The organism is Rhizobium sullae (genome assembly GCF_900169785.1).
GTDB classification, from domain to species: domain Bacteria; phylum Pseudomonadota; class Alphaproteobacteria; order Rhizobiales; family Rhizobiaceae; genus Rhizobium; species Rhizobium sullae.
In genome coordinates, this window is record NZ_FWER01000004.1 from 280,282 (window position 1) to 299,398 (window position 19,117).

Consider the following 19,117-nt stretch of genomic DNA (forward strand, 5'->3'; position numbering starts at 1 on the left):
ACCCTCTGAAGCAGGGTGAACCTGCCGGCACAGGACTTGCAAATCCGCCCGAAGGGTGCGAGCAGACGCGGAAACTTTCGAGACGGCGGATAACATGATCATCTCATTCGATATCGGCGGTTCGGCAATCAAGGGCGGCATCGCGCATTCTGAAACGGACATCGTCCCGCTTGGCCGCCGCCCGACGCCGAAAGATGATTTCGCCGCTTTCGCCGAGACGATCCGCAGCATCATCGCCGAAACCGGTGAAACGCCCTCGCGCCTTTCCTTCTCGATTGCCGGTGTTGTCGATCCCGACACACAGCGGCTGACCTGCGCCAACATTCCCTGCATTCACAACCGCAGCCTTGCGGCTGATCTGGAGGCCGAACTTGGTCTTCCGGTGCTGATTGCCAACGACGCCGATTGCTTTGCCATGGCAGAAGCCGAGCTCGGCGCTGGACGAGGCCACCGCATTGTTTTCGGCGCGATCCTCGGCACCGGCGTCGGCGGCGGGCTTGTTTCCGATGGCCGGCTCGTCAATGCATCGGGCGGTTTTGCTGGCGAATGGGGTCATGGCCCGATCCTCGCCTCCGAAGCCGGTAATCCTCCTGTGAAAATCCCAGCCTTTCGGTGTGGCTGCGGCCAGAACGGCTGTGTCGATACCGTCGGCGGCGCCCGCGGCCTGGAGCGGCTTCACAAGACGTTGCACAACCTTGACTTCACGAGCGAGGAGATCATCGCGCAATGGCAACGGGGTGAGGAAAACGCAACGCGCACGATCGACGTCTATACCGATCTCGTCGCCTCACCCCTGGCGCTCACGATCAATATCACCGGCGCGACCATCGTGCCAGTTGGTGGCGGACTTTCCAATGTCGAGCCGCTGCTTGCCGAACTCGACAAGGCAGTGAGAAGCCGCACGCTACGCAAGTTCGACCGGCCGTTGATCGTGCGCAGCGAATGCCGTTTAGAGCCGGGCCTCATCGGCGCAGCTCTCCTGGGCTTGAAAGCGGAAGCGGCGTAAGAGCGTTTTTGGGGCTGATCAAAAAGATGAAAACGGCGCGGCTTTCACCGCGCCATTTTCACTCTGCCGCCAATGCCGGCGGACGATGGTCTTCCGCCTCTTCCTGGTTGGCATTGGCAAATTCGGCCTCGGCGTCCGTCGCCTTCGGCTCGCGGCCGAAGAAGAGGGCATAGCCGGCGGGCAGCACGAGAATGGTCAGCACGGTCGCGACCAGAATGCCGCCCATCATCGCGTAGGCGAGCGGACCCCAGAAGACGCCGCGGGAGATCGGGATGAGGGCCAGGACCGCCGTCAGCGCCGTCAGCATGATCGGCCGGAAACGGCGCACGGCCGCACCCACGATCGCCTCCTGCCGGTGCATGCCCGCCTTGATGTCCTGGTCGATCTGATCGACGAGGATGATCGAGTTGCGGATGATGATGCCGAGCAGCGCGATAACGCCTAGGATCGCGACGAAGCCGAAGGGTGCACCACTGATGAGGAGCGCCGCGGCAGCACCGATGATGCCGAGCGGGCCGGTGGCCAGCACCAGCATCGCCTTGCCGAAGTGCTGTAGCTGCGCCATCAAGAGCAGAACAATGACGACGAGCATGATCGGCGCCTTGGCTGCGATCGAGGCCTGGCTTTCGGCAGCATCTTCCGCACCGCCTTGGATTTCGATCTGGTAGCCGGCAGGCAGGCTGTCGCGCAGGCCCTGAATATCGGCATACATCTTCATCGCCACGTCGTTCGGCTGAATGCCGTCCGGCAGCGTTCCGCGAACCGTGATCGTCGGCAGACGGTCACGCCGCCATTCAACGCCTTGTTCCATCGCCGGGACGACCTTGGCGACCTGCGCGACCGGAACGGAGCCACCGAAGTCTGTCGGGACATAGACCGAATTGACAGCCGATAGCAGCGAACGGCTGGAATCCGGCTCGCGGGCGACGATCGAGACCGTCTCTTCGCCGTCGCGGAAGTCGTCAAGGGGCTGGCCGGACATCGCCGCCTCCAGCGTCTGACGGACACGCTGCGAGGTAACACCAAGAGCGCGGGCGCGATCCTGATCGATCACCAGCTTCATGGCCGGCACCGGCTCCAGCCAGTCGTCGTGGACGGCGCCGAGCTGCGGATTCTCTGCAAACTTCGCCTTCACCTGATCGGCGATATGGCGAACCTCCTGGCGATCCGGCCCCATGACGCGCATCTGCACGGGCCAGCCCGTCGGTGGACCAAGGAAGAGACGGTCGACCTTGCTGCGAATGGACGGAAAATCTTCCGCAAGGATGCCGCGCAGCTTGACGATCAGCCGCTCGCGGGCAGGCTCGTCATTGGCGATGATCAGGAGCTGCGCGAAGTTCGGATTGCGAAGCTGCTGGTCGAGCGGCAGGAAGAAGCGCGGCGCGCCTTCACCGATATAGGTGGCGACGAACTTCTTGTCCTTGTCATCCATCATCTTGGCTTCGAGCGCCTTTGCCTGCGTCTCGACTTCCTTGATGCTGGTGCCTTCCGGCAACCAGAGATCGACGAGGATCTCGGGGCGCGAGGACTGCGGGAAGAAGTTCTGCGGAATGAACTGGAAGGCCCAGAGGCTCGTGGCGAAGGTGAAGAGCGTGGCGGCCAGCACGATGATGCGATGGCGCACGGCCCAGGCGACGGTGGTCCGCAGGCGGCGATAAAAGCGCGTATCGAAGACATCATGATGCTCGCCAGCGTGCTTGCGTTGCTTGAGGATCATGTAACCGAGCCACGGCGTGAAATAGACCGCCACGAACCAAGAGACGACGAGCGCGATGCCGACCACGTAGAAGAGCGAGCGCACATATTCGCCGGCCGTCGACTCCGCAAAGCCGACGGGAATGAAGCCCGCCGTGGTGATCAGCGTGCCGGTCAGCATCGGGAAGGCGGTCGAGGAATAGGCGAAGCTCGCGGCTTCGATCTTCACCAGGCCCTCTTCCAGTTTTCGTTCCATCATCTCGACGACGATCATCGCATCGTCGACCAAGAGCCCAAGCGCAATGATGAGTGCGCCGAGCGAGATGCGCTGCAGGTCGATGCCTATTTCGTACATGATGGCGAAAGTAGCAGCCAGCACGAGCGGAATCGCGATCGCGATGACAAGGCCAGACCGCCAGCCGATCGACAGGAACGAGACAATCAGCACGATGATCAATGCTTCGCCAAGCGCATGCATGAATTCACTGATGGCGTCCGTCACCACATCCGGCTGGTTGGAAATCTGGTCGACGGAAACGCCATAGGGCAGAGATTCATCGAAGCGCTGGTAGGTCGCCTCGATGGCCTTGCCGACATCCGTGACCTTGAAGCCCTTGGCCATAACCACGCCAACCTGCACGCTTTCGTGCCCGTTGAAGCGGTACTTGCGCTGATAGGGGTCTTCGAGACCGGAGGTGACGGTGGCGATATCGCCGAGACGCGTCACCTGATTTCCGGAGCGCAGGCGCAGTTCGCGGATATCCTCGACCTTCTTTACATCGCCTTCGACGGAAATGCGCACCGAATGGAGGCCGGTATCGACGGATCCTGCGGGATCGACATTGTTCTGGCCCTTGATGGCATTCTGCAAGTCGAGGATTGTTAGCCCCCGTTCGGCAAGCGCCTTGGACGAAACGTCGATATAAATCTTTTCTGGCTGGTCGCCGATGATGACGGCCTTCTCGACGCCCGGCGTCGAAAGCAGCATGTCGCGCGCCTGAATCGCGAATTTCTTCAGTTCCGGATAGGAGTAGCCGTCGCCGCTGATTGAATGAAGCGTGATGAAGGTATCGCCGAATTCGTCATTGAAATAAGGCCCAAGCAGGCCTTCGGGCAGTTCGTTCGAAATATCGCCGACCTTCTTGCGCACCTGATAGAAGGCGTCCGCCACTTCCGCGGCGTTGGTATCACCCTTGACCTGCAGCGTGATGATCGCGCTGCCAGCACGGGTGTAGGAGCGAACGAAATCGAGATGTGGGGTTTCCTGCAGCTTGCGCTCGATCTTGTTGACGACCTGATCCTCCATTTCCTGGATGGATGCGCCCGGCCATAGGGCCTGCACAACCATGACACGGAAGGTGAAGTCCGGATCTTCCTTCTGGCCCATGCGCATCAGTCCGAGCGCACCAGTGACGATGATCAAGCCGAAGAGGAAGCGCGCGATACTCGGATGGCCGATAGCCCAACGCGACAGGTTGAAGGGGCGTTTTTCAGTGGTTGTGTTGTCCATGACAGTCTTCCCTCTCCTGGACAGCAATTACTGGACGGTGCCGGCAGGCTCGGCGGAAGCCGACTGCTGACCCGGAACCAAGACCTTCAGGTTCTCGGTCATGAACTGCGTACCGGCGGCAACGACGAGATCGCCGGCCTTGAGGCCGTCGGTGACGTTGACGCCGTCGCCGGTGAAACCGCCGACGTGAATTTGGCGGGCGTGCACGGTCGCCGCATCGCGGTCGACCACCCAGACGATCTTCGTCCCATCCTTCTCGGCAAGCGCGCTCAAGGGCACTGCAACGGAAGGATCGGAATTCGTGACATCCGCCTCGATCGTCGCCGTCATGCCGAGGAGAACACGCTGATCATTCGGCAGGCTGACGCGGACGGAAAAGGTCCGGGACTGCTGATCGGCGCTGCCCGAAACCTCACGAACCTTCCCGTCGAGCACCAGCTCGTCATCTGACCAGAAGGTTGCCTTCACCGTTTTGCCGGGCTTGAATTCGGCAATATCGTTTTCCGGCACCGCGATCTGGACTTCCTTCTCGCCGTCGACGGCAACGGTAACGACGGGCGTCCCGGAGGCGACGACCTGGCCCGTATCCGCACTGACTGCGGTCACGATGCCGTTCTGATCGGCCTTCAGGTCTGTGTAGCTTACCTGGTTCTTGGCCTGATCGAGCGAGGAGATCGCGGCATCGCGCGTCGACACGGCCTGGTCGTAGGAAAGCGAAGCCTGCTCCAGCTGCGATTTGGGTGTAACATTCTTGTCGAAGAGTTGCCCGGCACGCTTGTTGGCGAGATCTGCCGTCTGCACGCCCTTTTCGGCCGCAGCCAAGTTGGCTTCAGCCGTCTTCACAGCGAGCTGATAATCCGTGGAGTCGATGCGCGCGAGCACATCCCCTGGCTTCACCCGATCACCGATATTGACGAGCCGTTCCGTGATCTTGCCAGCGACACGGAAGCCGAGGTTCATCTCGGTACGTGCTTTTACGGCGCCGGAATAGTCGAGGGCGCGCGTTTCGCCGTCCTTCGCAATCTCCACGACCTTGACGGGCCGGACGATTTCCTTCGTCTCGGCCTTCTTCTCATCGCTGCAGCCCGAAACGGCGAATGCAACGGCGCCAAGGAGCGCGAAACTGGCGACTGACGGCAACTTGACGGTCTTCAGCGAAATCATCTTTCGCACTCCTGAAATCGTTTCTATGTTGGGAGGCGCGGCGGCTTTACCGTCGGGCTATTTCTTAAGCGCTCTGATCGAATACTCGATGAGTTCGTCAACCGTCGCGCGGTTGGTCTTGGCGAGACATTGCGCCACCATCTGCGGATGACAGAGCGTCACGGTGGCCGCACCGAAGCAGCGTGAAGCAACATCGGCATCCTGCTCGGCGAATTCACCGGCTGCGATCCCTTCGCGGATCACGCCGGCAATCAGTTCATGAATGCTGTCGACATGCCTTTCGATAACATGCCAGTCGCGTTCGATCGCGACGACAACCATCTCGTGCACCTTCTGCTCATCAAGCATGGTGTCGAGCGTCATCTGATACTGGCCATACACAAATCGTCGCAGGCGCTCCGATGCACTGATCGGCAAATGGCAGATGTCGTAAGCCTGCTTGTAGCTGGCAGCCAGCATGCGGCCGCAGATCGCCTGGTGGATTTCCACTTTCGAGGCGAAGAAGCGGTAGATATTGGCCGGCGACATGCCGAGGTCGCGTGCCACATCGGCAACCGTCGTCTTGCTGTAGCCATAGTGCCGGAACAGCCGCTCTGCCGCGTCGAGAATGCGCGTTACATTTTCCTGACGGGTGCTGTCCAGCATGTTTTCTGCGGTGTCATTCATGCGTTTCCAGAGCCTTATTTACGACTGACGATTTTCGTATTTCGTCAGTCGTAAAATATCAGGCGCCACTTGTCAATGTTCTGCCGCAAAAAATGCCGCGGCTTCGGCTCGCGGCATTCGAAATCAATACTTGCTGAAATCAGCCCAGCTTGACGTCGAGTGTGATCGGCACGGCGGAAAGCGCCTTGGAAACAGGGCACCCTGCCTTCGCCTTATTGGCGAGCTCAGTGAACGTCGCCTGGTCGGCGCCGGGAACCTTGCCGGTCAACGACAGATGGATTGCGGTGATCGCGAAGCCGCCTTCGACGCTCTCGAGCGTTACCTTTGCAGTTGTCTCCATATCTTCGGCCGTAAGCCCCGCATCGCCGAGGATCAAAGATAGCGCCATGGTGAAGCAGCCGGCATGGGCAGCGCCGATCAGTTCTTCCGGATTGGTGCCTGGAATACCTTCGAAGCGGCTTGCAAAACCATAGGGATATTCCTTCAACGCGCCGCTCTGCGTCGATATCCGTCCCTTGCCGTCTTTGAGACCGCCGGACCACTGGGCCGAACCTATGCGATTGATCTGCATGCCGTCCTCCTGTTTCGATTGAGCTCCTTCCGGAAAGGACTTGCGCCGCTTCCCGCCGCAGAGAGGCCAAAGCCTCTCGAACGGCAATATAATGCTCTATCCTCAGAAGGCGACGGCTGTAAGAAAATCGGTCCGAAAATGACCTCCGGTCGATAAACGATCATACCAAGACATTGCCTTCGTATGCACGATTGGAATATCCTCGACGCCGACGTGCTCGAATGGATGGGACCATATATCGAGGATTTCGACTTGCTCGGCTGCATCCTCGAAGCTCGGCGTACCATCGAGCCTGCGGCGGCCGAATATGCGGCCGCGCGCGCAACCGCACAGGAGATTGCCGATCTCGACAGCGCTTGGCGGCAGATGCGCGATTCCGCCAACGATCCGGAAAGCTTCACCGATCCCGACGTCATGTTCCATTCGGCGCTGCTCACCGCGAGCCACAACCAGGTGTTTCGGCGACTTTCGAGCGCCATTCACGCCGCGGTGAAATATGCCCTTCACGCCTCGAACGTCGCAGTCGAAAGCCGCGAGGACGCAGTAGCCGTTCACGGCGAACTGGTCGAGGCACTCAGAATGCGCGACCGCAAAAGGGCACGAGAGTGCGCCAACCGGATGCTGGATCTTGCGGTGCGCGATTTTGCCGCCATCGAAAAGACGATCGGCAGAACCCCAATCATAATTGGAAATGCCGGCCGAGCCGCTTAGAGCAACACGAGAAGAATGAGGCCTGGACCCATGAAGATCACGAAACTGACAACCTATATCGTTCCGCCGCGCTGGCTATTTTTGAAGGTCGAGACCGATGAGGGCGTGATCGGCTGGGGCGAGCCGGTCGTCGAGGGCCGGGCGCTAACCGTGGAGACCTGCGTGCACGAGCTTGCCGACTACCTGATCGGCAAGGATCCGTTCCTGATCGAGGACCACTGGAACGTCATGTATCGCGGCGGCTTCTATCGCGGTGGCGCCATCCACATGAGCGCGCTTTCCGGCATCGACCAGGCGCTCTGGGACATCAAGGGCAAGGCACTCGGCCAGCCGATCCATTCGCTGCTCGGCGGCCAGGTGCGCGACCGGATCAAGGTCTACAGCTGGATCGGCGGCGACCGCCCATCGGACGTTGCGCGCAACGCCAAGGAGGTCGTCGCGCGCGGCTTCAAGGCGATCAAGCTCAACGGCTGCGAAGAAATGCAGATCGTCGATACCAACGAGAAGGTTGAGAAGGCTGTCGAGACCATTGCTACTATCCGCGAGGCGATCGGTCCGCATATCGGCATCGGCGTCGATTTTCACGGCCGCGTGCACAAGCCGATGGCCAAGGTTCTTGCTAAGGAACTCGAGCCGTACAAGCTGATGTTCATCGAAGAGCCGGTGCTCTCCGAAAACCGGGAAGCATTGAAGGAAATCGCCAATCACTGCTCGACGCCGATCGCGCTTGGCGAGCGGCTCTATTCGCGCTGGGATTTCAAGTCGGTGCTCTCAGACGGCTACGTCGACATTCTCCAGCCCGACCTGTCGCATGCCGGCGGCATCACCGAATGCCGCAAGATCGCCACGATGGCGGAAGCCTATGACGTAGCGCTTGCCCCGCATTGCCCGCTCGGTCCGATCGCGCTTGCCGCCTGCCTGCAGGTCGATGCGGTCAGCTATAACGCCTTCATCCAGGAACAGAGCCTCGGCATCCACTACAACCAGGGCAACGATATCCTCGACTACATCTCCAATAAGGAAGTCTTCAAATACGCCGATGGTTTCGTCTCGATCCCGCAGGGACCGGGCCTCGGCGTCGAAGTCGACGAGGCCTATGTCGTCGAACGTGCCAAGCAGGGCCACCGCTGGCGCAACCCGATTTGGCGCCATGCCGACGGCAGTTTCGCCGAATGGTGAGAACCAACAGGGTCACATCGAGCGGCCCTTTTTGTTGCACCATGTAGGAAGCCATGCGCGCTAACCGTCATTGTGAAAGCTCACAGGAGGAAATTTCAAATGACACGAGCAATCGCNATGTAGGAAGCCATGCGCGCTAACCGTCATTGTGAAAGCTCACAGGAGGAAATTTCAAATGACACGAGCAATCGCAGTGATCGTCGCCCGCATCATCTTCAGCTTCGTCTTCTTCATGGCGGCCGGCTTCAAATTTGCCGACGTCGGCGCCACCGCAACCTATATCGCTTCCGCCGGTTTTCCGATGGCCGGCGCCCTGGCATGGGTAGCAGCTTTCTTCGAAATAGCTTTGGCGCTAGCCTTGATAACCGGCGCCTTCTTTACGGAAGCAAGCCTGCTTGCCGGCATTTATGTCATCTTCCTGGCATTCGCCTTTCATGGCCCGTCGCGCTGGGCGGGCAACCAGGCAGAATTTGGCTTCTTCATCGACCACTTCACGTTCCTGGCCGGACTGCTGTTTGCCGCCGCGCATGGACCGGAGAAGTGGGCGATCCGCCGCAGCCTGGTGAGACTGTAGGGGTTGCCAGCCCGAAAACTTCGCACTCGCACCGGAACCATGCCCCCACCCGAACATTGCCCTAACGCAAACCGAATGAGGGATTGGCTAAAATGGAACTTCAGGGAAGAACCGCATTGGTCACCGGCGCGGGTTCCGGCATCGGAAAGGCGACCGCGCTCAAGCTCGCCGCAGAAGGCGCCAAGGTTGCCGTTTTGAGCCGCACCAGCCACGAGGTGAACCAGACCCGCGACGAAATCCGTTCCGCAGGCGGGCAGTCGATCTCGCTGGCGGCCGACACCAGCGACGAAGACCAGATGCGCGGCGCAGTTGAAGCGCTTCTCGGTGAGTTCGGCGGCATCGACATCGTCGTTGCCAATGCCGGAATCAACGGCGTCTGGGCTCCTATCGACGACCTGAAGCCGGAGGAATGGGACAAGACCATGGCCGTCAACCTGCGCGGTACCTACCTCACTCTCCATCTCACCGTCCCGCATATGAAATCGAATGGCGGCGGTTCGATCATCGTCGTCTCCTCGATCAATGGGACGCGTACCTTCACGACGCCGGGCGCGACTGCCTATACCGTCACGAAGGCCGGCCAGGTGGCGATGGTGCAGCAGCTGGCACTGGAGCTCGGCAAGCATGGAATCCGCGTCAATGCCGTCTGCCCGGGCGCCATCGACACCAATATCAACGACAATACAAGCAGCCGTCACCGGGACGAGGCGGAAATCCCGGTTGTCTGGCCGGAAGGCGAAATTCCGATCACTGGAGGAGAGGCGGGCCATAGCGAAGACGTTGCCGAAACAATCCTCTTTCTTGCCGCTGATCGCTCGCATCACATCACCGGCACGCCAATCTGGATCGATGGTGGCCAAGGCCTGCTGCGCTAGGGTCAGCCGCCAAGGCGCCCAGTTTCCAGTGTGAAAAGCTCCTGCGCCCGCTTGACGCCACGAAGCGCATAGCGGCCGATGCAGGCGAGTCCGCTGCTCTGAGCTCCTGGAATCGCGGCGGCAAAATCCGATGACATCAGCACGTTGAGATCGACCGACCGGCAGATCGACGCGATGCGGCTAACCTCGTTGACTGCCGGACCGATGACTGTGAAGTCGAGCCGTTCCTGGCTGCCGATATTGCCGTAGAAGACATCACCGATATGCAGGCCAAGATAGACGTCGGTTGTTGGCCGGTTGTCGCGGGCGCGTTCGTCGTTCAGCGCCGCAAGCTTGCCGCGCAAGAGCTTCTCCGCCTTCAGCGCCGCACAGCAGGCATCCGACGGTGCATCTGCCTTGAAGATAGCCAGCACACCGTCGCCGATAAGTTTGAGGACGTCGCCGCCGGCCTCGTGAATGGCCGAAATCACCACGTCGCTATAAGCATTCAGCATCGGCAGGATTTCCTCCGGCGGCGCGCTATCGGATATCTTGGTGTAATTAAGAAGGTCCGAGAACCAGAGCACCGCGGAAATCCGCTCCGACTTGCCGCGCATGATCTTTCCCTCGAGCACCTGCCGGGCCGCATCCTCGCCGAGGTAAACCTCCGCAATCGTCCGTGCGATGCGGCCGAGCGCGATACACTTGATCGCCAGCGCCAGCACTGGCACTAGCTTTCGCAAGATGGCGAGATCGTGGTCGGAAAAGCCCTGCGGATGCCGGGTTGCGAAATGCGAGAAAAAGCAATCCATCTCGCCGATCGTACCGGCCTTGGCGAAGCGGTGTACCATGGCGACGAAATCGGTGTGGCCCTCTTCGAGCATCTTGTCGAGCATGACGAAATCCGCCGGGTCGCCGAAGCCGATACGGCGGCGGACCTCGTTCTCGTTGCCAGACCAGAGATAATAGAAAGCCGAACGCAGCCAAGTGTCCCGCGCACTACCCTCGCCGGTCGGGCCGTATTCGAATTCGGTCTCGATTTCCTCCTGGCTGTCCCATCGGAAGGCTCGGCCCTCATGTACCGGGTGCAGCGTATCCATGAGCGCCATGCCGCGATCGAGTGGCAGGCCGAATTCGCGGCAGGAATTGCAAAAGCCGGTCAGCAGTTCGGCTTCGGAGGCACCCTTCAGCCCCTGCTCCGTCAGCCATGCGGCGACCGTTCCGATATCGCTGTATTCCATGCTGCCGATCCTCACTCCTGAAAGCTGTACCTCCAATTCACCCATTAGGGAAAGACAAACCTCCGTTCAATGGTGAGACGCACATGACGGATCGCCGCATCCGCCGCAGCTTTGAAAAATGGCATGAGGCCGGCGCATTTGCCGCGCCTGGCTCTGGCACGCATCGCCGTTTATGTTTACGAAGAACGTTATATCGCTTTGGGGAGGAGCCAATCAGTGTCGCAAGATATCCTGTATGACATTCGTGACGACCGCTTCCGCAACCTGATTGCAGGAAGCGCTAAGCTGGAGGAACTTTATACCGGTTGCCGCTGGGCGGAAGGTCCCGTCTGGTTCTCCGATCTCAATTGCCTGATCTGGAGCGATATCCCGAACGAGCGCATGCTGCGCTGGGTACCGGATGGCGGCGTCTCGGTTTTCCGCTCGCCATCGAGCTACGTCAACGGCAACACCCGCGATCGTCAGGGCCGCCTGATCTCCTGCGAACACGGCGGCCGTCGCGTCACGCGTACGGAACCTGACGGCAAGATCACCGTGTTGGCCGACAGCTATCAGGGAAAGCGCCTCAACTCGCCGAACGACGTCGTCGTCGCGTCCGACGGCGCGATCTGGTTTACGGACCCCAGCTACGGCATCAAGTCCGATTACGAAGGCTACAAGTCGGAGCAGGAACAGGAGACGCGCAACGTCTACCGCATCGATCCGCAAAGCGGCAAAGTCGAAGCCGCCGCCACCGATTTTATCCAACCGAACGGCCTTGCTTTCTCTCCTGACGAAAAGCAGCTCTACATCGCCGACTCCGGCTCTACCGATCACGACGTGCCGCGCCATATCCGCGTCTTCGACGTTGTCGACGGCAAGAGGCTCGCCAACAGCCGCTATTTCTGCTCGATCGACAACGGCATACCGGACGGCTTCCGCTTCGACGTCAGCGGAAATCTCTGGAGCAGTGCCGCCGATGGCGTCCATTGCTTCGCGCCGGACGGTACCTTGCTCGGCAAGATCAAGGTGCCTCAGACCGTTTCCAATGTCACCTTCGGTGGCCAGAAGAAAAACCGCCTGTTCATCACCGCAACGCAATCGCTCTATTCGATCTACACGACGACGAATGGCGCACAATATCCGTAAGCGGCTTTGCTAGCCGCGCCAATCAGACATGCTTTAAAGAGGAGTCCGGGATGCGGTCTGTCGTCTCGTTCAATGAATCCTGGAGTTTCCACGAAGGCTTTGGCCAGCAGTTTCTCGATGCCTTCGATGGCACGGCAAGCACCAGCCTGCCGCACACTGCCGTCGAACTGCCCTTCAACTATTTTGACGAGAAGCTCTATCAGCGCGCCTTTACCTATCAGAAGATCTTGCGCTGGCTCCCGGAATTCGAAGGTCGCGAAGTGTCGATCGTCTTTGATGGCGCCATGGCCGATAGCGTCGTTTACCTGAACGGCGAAGAGATCATCGCCCACAAGGACGGCTACACGCCCTTCGAGGCCCGCCTCACAGGCAAGCTTGTCAAGGGCGACAACCTGATCACCGTAAAGGTCGACGGCAGCGAGAACCCCGCAATTCCACCCTTCGGCGGCCGTATTGATTATCTGACCTATGCCGGGATCTATCGCGACGCCTGGATTAAAGTCACCGGCGCCGTCTCGATCCGCAATCTCAAGATTGAAACGACAGATGTCCTCTCCGACGTCAAATCCGTTCGTGTCCGCTGCGATCTCGCCAACCCGCAAAATGTTGCCTTTCTCGGTACGGTTACTGCCTCACTGAAGGATACATCAGGCACCGTCATCGCAACCGCGAGCGGCGATACGACGGGCGAAGACGTGACGCTTTCCTTCGAAAACCTGACGGACATTTCGCTCTGGGACATTTCCAGCCCGACGCTCTATGAGATCGCCGTCGACCTGAAAACTAGCCACGGCTCCGACCGCCTGTCGTCGCATTTCGGTTTCCGCACCGCCGAGTTCACAGCGAGCGGCTTCCTGCTTAACGGCAAGCCGCTGAAGCTGCGTGGCCTGAACCGCCACCAGGCATTTCCTTATGTCGGCTACGCGGCCGGCCGCTCGGCGCAGGAGCGCGATGCCGATATCATGAAATCTGTGCTGAAGTGCAATATCGTCCGCACTTCGCACTATCCGCAGTCGAAATGGTTCCTGGACCAGTGTGACCGCATCGGCCTTTTGGTCTTCGAGGAAATTCCCGGCTGGCAGCATATCGGTGATGCGGAGTGGCAGCAGGAATCGATCCGCAACGTCCGCCGCATGATTGAGCGCGACTGGAACCACCCGTCGATCGTCATTTGGGGCGTGCGCATCAACGAATCGCAGGATAGTCACGACTTCTACGTCGAGACCAACCGGCTCGCCCGCGATCTCGACGCGACCCGCCAGACCGGCGGCGTGCGCTACATCACGGAAAGCGAACTGCTCGAAGACGTCTATACGATGAACGACTTCATCCTCGGCAATGAGGAACTGCCAGGCGCCAACCGCCCGCGCACGGCACTTCGCAGCCAGCAGGAGAACACCGGTCTCGGTCGCAAGGTGCCGTACCTCATCACCGAGTTCAACGGCCATATGTATCCAACCAAGATCTACGATCAGGAAGCGCGCCAGGCAGAGCATGTGCGCCGTCACCTTGAGGTGCTGAACGCCGCCTACGGCGATCCGGACATTTCAGGTGCGATCGGCTGGTGCATGTTCGACTACAACACCCACAAGGACTTCGGCTCGGGCGACCGCATCTGCTATCATGGCGTGCTCGACATGTTCCGCGAGCCGAAATTCGCCGCCTATGTGTATTCCAGCCAGTGCGATCCGTCCGACGAGATTATCATGAAGCCGGTGACCTTCTGGGCTCGCGGGGAACGCAATATTGGCGGCGTCCTGCCGCTGATCATTCTTACGAACTGCGATGAAGTCGAGCTGACGTACGGCTCGATCACCAAGCGCATCGGCCCCGATCGTGAAAACTACCCGCATCTGCCTCACCCGCCTGTCGTGCTCGATCATCGGCTTTTCACGGCGGATGAGCTTGGCACATGGGGGATTGAATGGCTCGACGGGGATTTTACGGGTTATATCAATGGCCAGCCCGTTGCCAGGTTACGGCTTGCTGCCGATCCGCTGCCGACGACGCTCGAAGTGGCAGCCGACAGCGGATCGCTGAAAGCCCGCGAGCGCGACACGACGCGCGTCATCATCCGCGCGCTGGACCAATATGGCCAGCGCCTTCCCTTCCTGCATGACAGCGTGACACTGCGCGTCGATGGTCCGGCCAAGATCATCGGCCCCTCCACTGTTCCGCTGCGCGGCGGCACGGCTGGTTGCTGGCTGGAAGCAACCGGACTCACCGGCAACATCACGGTCGAGGCAGCTTCGTCCCGCTTTGCATCCGTCACCGTACATATAACGGCCGTCTGACGGCGTCACGCGATCCGGAGTTGGCTCTCCGGATCGAAGAACACCGCCTTGTCGAGATTGAAGGCAAGGCGGGTGCTCTGGCCAGGCTGAATACCGGCATCGGCGCGCAGCCGCGCGATGACCGACTTGCCGCCAAGCTTGGTCACGGCGAAAGTGTCCGAACCGGCGGGCTCGACGACCTCGATCGCACAATCGCCTTCCGCCAGCGACTTTGCCTTGCGGTCGGCGCCGTCTGGATCGGTCAGCGCTTCCGGACGAATGCCGAAAATCACCTTCTTGCCGGCATAGGTGGCCAGACCGTTGTTGCCAGCCGGAACCGGCAGTTTCAGCGCCGCACCATTCGGCCGGTCGAGCGAGACCTGCAGGCCGCCAGCGCTGTTTTCCACTGTGGCGTTGAGAAGATTCATCGCCGGTGATCCCATGAAATCGGCAACGAAGATATTAGCCGGCCTGTTGTAGATCTCAGCGGGCGTGCCGAATTGCTGCAGCACTCCATCTTTCAGGACGGCGATTTTCGTTGCCAGCGTCATCGCCTCGATCTGGTCATGCGTGACATAGACGATCGTCGTCTTCATACGCTGATGCAGCCGCTTGATCTCTGTGCGCATATCGACCCGCAGCTTCGCATCGAGGTTTGATAGCGGCTCGTCGAAGAGGAAGACCTGCGGATTGCGCACCAGCGCGCGGCCCATGGCGACGCGCTGGCGCTGGCCGCCGGAAAGCTGGCTTGGCTTGCGGTCGAGCAAATGACCGATCTGCAGCATGTCGGACACTTCCTTGATCGCCTTTTCGCGCTCCTCTCTCGGCACCTTGCGGATTTCCATGCCGAAGGCGATGTTTCCCGCGACCGTCATATTCGGATAAAGAGCATAGGACTGGAACACCATGGCGATGTCGCGCTTAGAGGGATGAAGACCGTTAATGCTGCGGCCATCGATGCGAATATCGCCCGAGGTGATCGACTCCAGGCCGGCAATAGTGTTGAGCAAAGTGGACTTGCCGCAGCCGGATGGACCGACCAGCACGAGGAAGCCGCCTTTTTCAAGCTCCAGATCGATCCCCTTAAGGATGTCGACGGCGCCGAAGCGCTTTTTTAGGCCGGATATTTCAAGGAAAGCCATGGATTACCCTTTGACGGCGCCCGCCATCAGACCGCGCACAAAATAGCGGCCGGCGAGGACATAGACGATGAGCGTCGGCACGGCGGCGATCATCGCAGCGGCCATGTTGACATTATATTCGACCACACCGGTCGAGGTATTCACGACATTGTTGAGCGCCACCGTCATCGGCATGGATTCACCGGTGCCGGCATAGGCGGAAGCGAACAGGAAGTCGTTCCAGATATTGGTGAATTGGTAGATCACTGTGACGACGATGATCGGCAGCGAATTTGGCAGCATGATGTGACGGAAAATCTGGAAGAAGCTGGCGCCGTCAACCTGTGCGGCCCTGACCAGTTCAGTCGGAAAGGCCTCGTAGAAATTGCGGAAGAACAGCGTCGTGAAGCCCAAGCCGTAAACAACATGCACGAAGACCAGATTGACAGTCGGATTGCCGAAGCCGAAGCTCATGCCCGTGGCGTTCTGAAGCGTGGCACCGAAGCGGCCGAGTGCACCGAGGATCGTCGCCATCGGCAGCAGTACCGACTGGAACGGAATGAAGCAGGCAAAAAGCATCAGGCCGAACACCAGCTTGTCGCCGGGAAAGCGCCATTTGGTCAGCACATAGCCGTTGAGCGCGCCCATGATGGTGGAGATCGCCACGGCAGGAACGACCATCTTGATCGAGTTCCAGAAATAGCCCTTGATGCCGGCGCAGGTCAGGCCAACGCAGGTCTCGCCCCAGGCCTTCAACCAAGGATCGAAGGTCGGCGACTGAGGCAACGCCAGCATGTTGCCGTTCTGGATCTCGTCCATGGTCTTGAACGAGGTGACCAGCATCACGAAGAGGGGCATCAGATAAAGAATCGCGAAGATCAGCAGCAGGCCGTAGATGACGGTGCGAGTGACCCACCGGCGGCCATTGCCGCCTCGCGCTATGGCAGTTGCCGAAGAGGTAACGGTACTCATCGCGCCTTTTCCCTCAGTTCGGAATAGAGATAGGGCACGATGATCGCCGAGATCGTCATCAGCATGATGATTGCGCTTGCCGAGCCGACGGCCATTTCGTTTCGTTTGAACGTGTATTCATACATGAAATTGGAAGGCAGCCAGGCCGAGCCCCCGGGACCGCCGCTCGTCAGCGCGACGACCAGATCATAGGACTTGATCGCCATATGGGCGAGCACGATGAAGGCCGAAAGGAAGACCGGTCGCAGCATTGGGATAACGATGCGCCTGTAGAGTTGCCAGGTCGTTGCCCCGTCGATCTGGGCGGCTTTTATGATCTCACCGTCGATACCACGCAGACCCGCAAGAAACATCGCCATGACGAAACCGGAAGCCTGCCAGACGCCGGCGATCACCACGGTATATATGACGAAATCCTTGTTCTTGATCCAATCGAAATGGAAACTCGTCCAGCCCCATTGATGCAGTGTCTGCTCAAGGCCGAGTCCAGGATCAAGAAACCACTTCCAGGCAACGCCTGTGACAATGAAGGAAAGCGCCATCGGATAGAGGTAGATCGGCCGCAGCAATCCCTCGCCGCGGATCTTCTGGTCTAGCAGAATTGCCAGGAACAGGCCGAGCGCCAGACAGATTCCGACATAGAGAAGGCCGAAAATTCCCATATTGGTGATCGACGTATACCAGCTCGACGGCGGATCGGTCTCAAACGTCCAGCGCCATAGCCTTTGATAGGCGCGCGGTCCTGTCAGCACATAGGACGGGAATGTTTTGGAATTGGTGAAGGACAGATAGGCGGTCCAGACGATGAACCCATAAACAAAGATCACAGTGACGGCGAAACTCGGCGCCAGCACGATCTTCGGTAGGACATCCTGCATGCGGGAGCGAATGGAATTGCCTATTCTGCGCTCCGACTTCACGTTGATCTCGGGGGTCGCGACAGTGTTCATAAAATCCTCCCCTCCCAGGGGCCGTATCTGTGACAAAAACGCTTCCCCCGCATGCGCGGGGGAAGCATCCTTGACCGACAGCAGCTTACTTGGCGTCGTCGATTGCCTTGACCAACTCTTCCACGGCCTGATCAGACGTCTTGATCTGTCCATGAACGAATTTGGACACGACGTCCTTGTAAGCATTGGCAACCGCTGGAGGAGCGCCATAACCCTGGGCCAGCGAGCCGAACAGCGTGCCGCCTTCGTTCGCAGCCTTGAGGTCGGCAATGCCCTTCTTGCCGCAAGCATCAAAGTCGGTATCGGGAACGTCGGTGCGCGCAGGCACTGAGCCCTTGACGACGTTGAAGGCCGACTGGAAGCTCTTGGAGAGCGTGGCTGTGGCAAGCGCGACCTGCGCGGCCTTGCGGTCATCCGGCACATCGAACATGCCGAACATGTCGGAGTTGTAGATCACGCTGCCGTCCGTGCCCGGGAAGCGGTAGCAAAGGAAATCCGTATCCGGCGTCTTCTTCGCCGCCACGAATTCGCCCTTGGCCCAATCGCCCATGACCTGAACAAGTGCATCGCCCTTGATTACCATGGCAGTCGCCAGGTTCCAGTCACGGCCGGAGAAGTTCGGGTCGACATATTCCTTGATCTTGGCAAGGTTGTCGAAGGACTTCTTCATCGTGTCTGATTTCAGCGACTCCTCATCGAGGTCGTTGAAGGCCTTCTTGTAGAATTCCGGCCCTCCCGTGGAGAGCACGATCGAATCGAACATCGTCGCTTCCTGCCAGTTCTGGCCACCAAGCGCGAGCGGAATGACGCCAGCAGCCTTGGCCTTTTCGAGCAGCGCGAGCAGGTCGTCGAAGGTCTTCGGCTCAGTCCCACCGATCTTTTCCATGACGGCTTTGTTGATCCAAAGCCAGTTGACCGAGTGCACGTTGACCGGAGCAGCAACCCATTTACCGTCATAGACGGAGAACTTCTGAAGAGCCGCGGGAACGGACTTGTCCCACCCTTCCGCCTTCGCGGTCTCGGTTAGATCGCCCATGACACCTGCCTGCGCGTAGTCGAGCACTGTATAGCCGAGCATCTGCGAGGCGGTCGGATAGGTGCCCGCTGCAACCATGGCCTTGAGAGCAGTCATGGCAGCATCGCCGCCACCACCAGCCACCGGCACGTCCTTCCAGGCAAAACCTTCCTTGGAGAGGTCCTCCTTCAACACGTTGAGCGCCGCAGCCTCACCGCCGGACGTCCACCAGTGCAGCATCTGGACCTCCTTCACGTCGGCCGCGTAGGCTGCCGTGCCTGCCATCATCACGGCAGCAACGGCTGCCGTGCCCAAAAACTTGCGCATGATATTCCTCCCGTTCGCAAGTAAAGCGGCGAGACCCTCCTCGTCCGCCGATGTCTCCCGCAATCGAAGCGACAGACATGCCCCGCAACTCTCCCAGTCACGGTTGACAATTTAAAGCGTTATAAAGCGGACGGCGTCAAGTCTTTCTCGAGTCGTGAGA

Annotated in this window: 15 protein-coding genes and 1 pseudogene; 7 read left to right on the plus strand and 9 right to left on the minus strand. The window is 59.6% G+C overall.

Translation table 11 applies throughout. The features are described 5' to 3' along the window. Nucleotides 1-94 precede the first annotated feature (94 nt). Nucleotides 95-1,006, plus strand: coding sequence for an ROK family protein (locus tag BN1800_RS05990; protein ID WP_086995424.1), 912 nt, complete (start codon nucleotides 95-97; stop codon nucleotides 1,004-1,006). Nucleotides 1,007-1,064: 58 nt separating this feature from the next. Here BN1800_RS05990 and BN1800_RS05995 read toward each other — a convergent pair whose 3' ends face one another. From BN1800_RS05995 to BN1800_RS06010, 4 genes are all read right to left on the minus strand, one after another. Further along, complete coding sequence (locus BN1800_RS05995; protein WP_086995427.1) at nucleotides 1,065-4,211, minus strand: efflux RND transporter permease subunit; 3,147 nt, start codon at nucleotides 4,209-4,211, stop codon at nucleotides 1,065-1,067. Between the two features lie 27 nt (nucleotides 4,212-4,238). Further along, entirely contained in the window at nucleotides 4,239-5,375 is a 1,137-nt protein-coding gene (locus tag BN1800_RS06000) for an efflux RND transporter periplasmic adaptor subunit (protein WP_086995430.1), read from the minus strand. 57 nt (nucleotides 5,376-5,432) lie between these two features. Beyond that, entirely contained in the window at nucleotides 5,433-6,041 is a 609-nt protein-coding gene (locus BN1800_RS06005) for a TetR/AcrR family transcriptional regulator (protein ID WP_027507897.1), read from the minus strand. A 139-nt stretch (nucleotides 6,042-6,180) separates the two neighbouring features. Beyond that, nucleotides 6,181-6,612, minus strand: a complete 432-nt coding sequence (locus BN1800_RS06010; RefSeq protein ID WP_027507896.1) for an OsmC family protein — start codon at nucleotides 6,610-6,612, stop codon at nucleotides 6,181-6,183. A 189-nt stretch (nucleotides 6,613-6,801) separates the two neighbouring features. Between BN1800_RS06010 and BN1800_RS06015 the strand changes: the two are divergent. The 4 genes and pseudogenes from BN1800_RS06015 to BN1800_RS06030 all read left to right on the plus strand — a co-directional run. Beyond that, a pseudogene (locus tag BN1800_RS06015) lies at nucleotides 6,802-7,323 on the plus strand (FadR/GntR family transcriptional regulator); the annotation flags it as partial. Between the two features lie 30 nt (nucleotides 7,324-7,353). Continuing rightward, entirely contained in the window at nucleotides 7,354-8,502 is a 1,149-nt protein-coding gene (gene dgoD / locus BN1800_RS06020) for a galactonate dehydratase (RefSeq protein ID WP_027507895.1), read from the plus strand. A 175-nt stretch (nucleotides 8,503-8,677) separates the two neighbouring features. After that, nucleotides 8,678-9,076: a DoxX family protein gene (locus BN1800_RS06025; protein ID WP_086995433.1), complete on the plus strand. Its 399-nt coding sequence runs from the start codon at nucleotides 8,678-8,680 to the stop codon at nucleotides 9,074-9,076. Between the two features lie 92 nt (nucleotides 9,077-9,168). Continuing rightward, nucleotides 9,169-9,951 carry an SDR family oxidoreductase gene (locus BN1800_RS06030; protein ID WP_086995436.1) on the plus strand — a complete coding sequence of 261 codons (783 nt, stop codon included), beginning with the start codon at nucleotides 9,169-9,171 and terminating at the stop codon, nucleotides 9,949-9,951. 2 nt (nucleotides 9,952-9,953) lie between these two features. Here the strand turns inward: BN1800_RS06030 and BN1800_RS06035 are convergent, their stop codons facing one another. Further along, the gene (locus BN1800_RS06035; protein ID WP_086995439.1) at nucleotides 9,954-11,171 is read right to left on the minus strand and encodes an adenylate/guanylate cyclase domain-containing protein; all 1,218 of its coding nucleotides are present in this window, start codon (nucleotides 11,169-11,171) and stop codon (nucleotides 9,954-9,956) included. Between the two features lie 216 nt (nucleotides 11,172-11,387). On the opposite strand from BN1800_RS06035, the gene BN1800_RS06040 reads away from it, so the two are divergent. Next, nucleotides 11,388-12,299 carry an SMP-30/gluconolactonase/LRE family protein gene (locus tag BN1800_RS06040; protein WP_179213752.1) on the plus strand — a complete coding sequence of 304 codons (912 nt, stop codon included), beginning with the start codon at nucleotides 11,388-11,390 and terminating at the stop codon, nucleotides 12,297-12,299. Between the two features lie 50 nt (nucleotides 12,300-12,349). Then, nucleotides 12,350-14,593: a glycoside hydrolase family 2 protein gene (locus tag BN1800_RS06045; protein WP_086995445.1), complete on the plus strand. Its 2,244-nt coding sequence runs from the start codon at nucleotides 12,350-12,352 to the stop codon at nucleotides 14,591-14,593. A 5-nt stretch (nucleotides 14,594-14,598) separates the two neighbouring features. On the opposite strand, the gene BN1800_RS06050 is transcribed toward BN1800_RS06045, so the two are convergent. The 4 genes from BN1800_RS06050 to BN1800_RS06065 form a co-directional block, all read right to left on the minus strand. Continuing rightward, nucleotides 14,599-15,714: an ABC transporter ATP-binding protein gene (locus BN1800_RS06050; protein ID WP_086995448.1), complete on the minus strand. Its 1,116-nt coding sequence runs from the start codon at nucleotides 15,712-15,714 to the stop codon at nucleotides 14,599-14,601. A gap of 3 nt (nucleotides 15,715-15,717) precedes the next feature. After that, nucleotides 15,718-16,665, minus strand: coding sequence for a carbohydrate ABC transporter permease (locus tag BN1800_RS06055; protein WP_086995451.1), 948 nt, complete (start codon nucleotides 16,663-16,665; stop codon nucleotides 15,718-15,720). Beyond that, nucleotides 16,662-17,615 (minus strand): carbohydrate ABC transporter permease, encoded by a 954-nt coding sequence (locus BN1800_RS06060; RefSeq protein WP_027507887.1) that lies wholly within the window; start codon nucleotides 17,613-17,615, stop codon nucleotides 16,662-16,664. Before BN1800_RS06060 ends, BN1800_RS06055 begins: the two co-directional genes overlap by 4 nt. A gap of 85 nt (nucleotides 17,616-17,700) precedes the next feature. After that, on the minus strand, nucleotides 17,701-18,957 hold the full coding sequence (locus BN1800_RS06065) for an ABC transporter substrate-binding protein (RefSeq protein WP_027507886.1): 1,257 nt from the start codon (nucleotides 18,955-18,957) through the stop codon (nucleotides 17,701-17,703). Nucleotides 18,958-19,117: the final 160 nt, after the last annotated feature.

Coding starts and splice junctions, on each gene's coding strand:
- BN1800_RS05990 (WP_086995424.1), top strand. CDS start 95: ATGATCATCTCATTCGATATCGGCGGTTCGGCAATCAAGGGCGGCATC.
- BN1800_RS05995 (WP_086995427.1), bottom strand. CDS start 4,211: ATGGACAACACAACCACTGAAAAACGCCCCTTCAACCTGTCGCGTTGG.
- BN1800_RS06000 (WP_086995430.1), bottom strand. CDS start 5,375: ATGATTTCGCTGAAGACCGTCAAGTTGCCGTCAGTCGCCAGTTTCGCG.
- BN1800_RS06005 (WP_027507897.1), bottom strand. CDS start 6,041: ATGAATGACACCGCAGAAAACATGCTGGACAGCACCCGTCAGGAAAAT.
- BN1800_RS06010 (WP_027507896.1), bottom strand. CDS start 6,612: ATGCAGATCAATCGCATAGGTTCGGCCCAGTGGTCCGGCGGTCTCAAA.
- dgoD (WP_027507895.1), top strand. CDS start 7,354: ATGAAGATCACGAAACTGACAACCTATATCGTTCCGCCGCGCTGGCTA.
- BN1800_RS06025 (WP_086995433.1), top strand. CDS start 8,678: ATGACACGAGCAATCGCAGTGATCGTCGCCCGCATCATCTTCAGCTTC.
- BN1800_RS06030 (WP_086995436.1), top strand. CDS start 9,169: ATGGAACTTCAGGGAAGAACCGCATTGGTCACCGGCGCGGGTTCCGGC.
- BN1800_RS06035 (WP_086995439.1), bottom strand. CDS start 11,171: ATGGAATACAGCGATATCGGAACGGTCGCCGCATGGCTGACGGAGCAG.
- BN1800_RS06045 (WP_086995445.1), top strand. CDS start 12,350: ATGCGGTCTGTCGTCTCGTTCAATGAATCCTGGAGTTTCCACGAAGGC.
- BN1800_RS06050 (WP_086995448.1), bottom strand. CDS start 15,714: ATGGCTTTCCTTGAAATATCCGGCCTAAAAAAGCGCTTCGGCGCCGTC.
- BN1800_RS06055 (WP_086995451.1), bottom strand. CDS start 16,665: ATGAGTACCGTTACCTCTTCGGCAACTGCCATAGCGCGAGGCGGCAAT.
- BN1800_RS06060 (WP_027507887.1), bottom strand. CDS start 17,615: ATGAACACTGTCGCGACCCCCGAGATCAACGTGAAGTCGGAGCGCAGA.
- BN1800_RS06065 (WP_027507886.1), bottom strand. CDS start 18,957: ATGCGCAAGTTTTTGGGCACGGCAGCCGTTGCTGCCGTGATGATGGCA.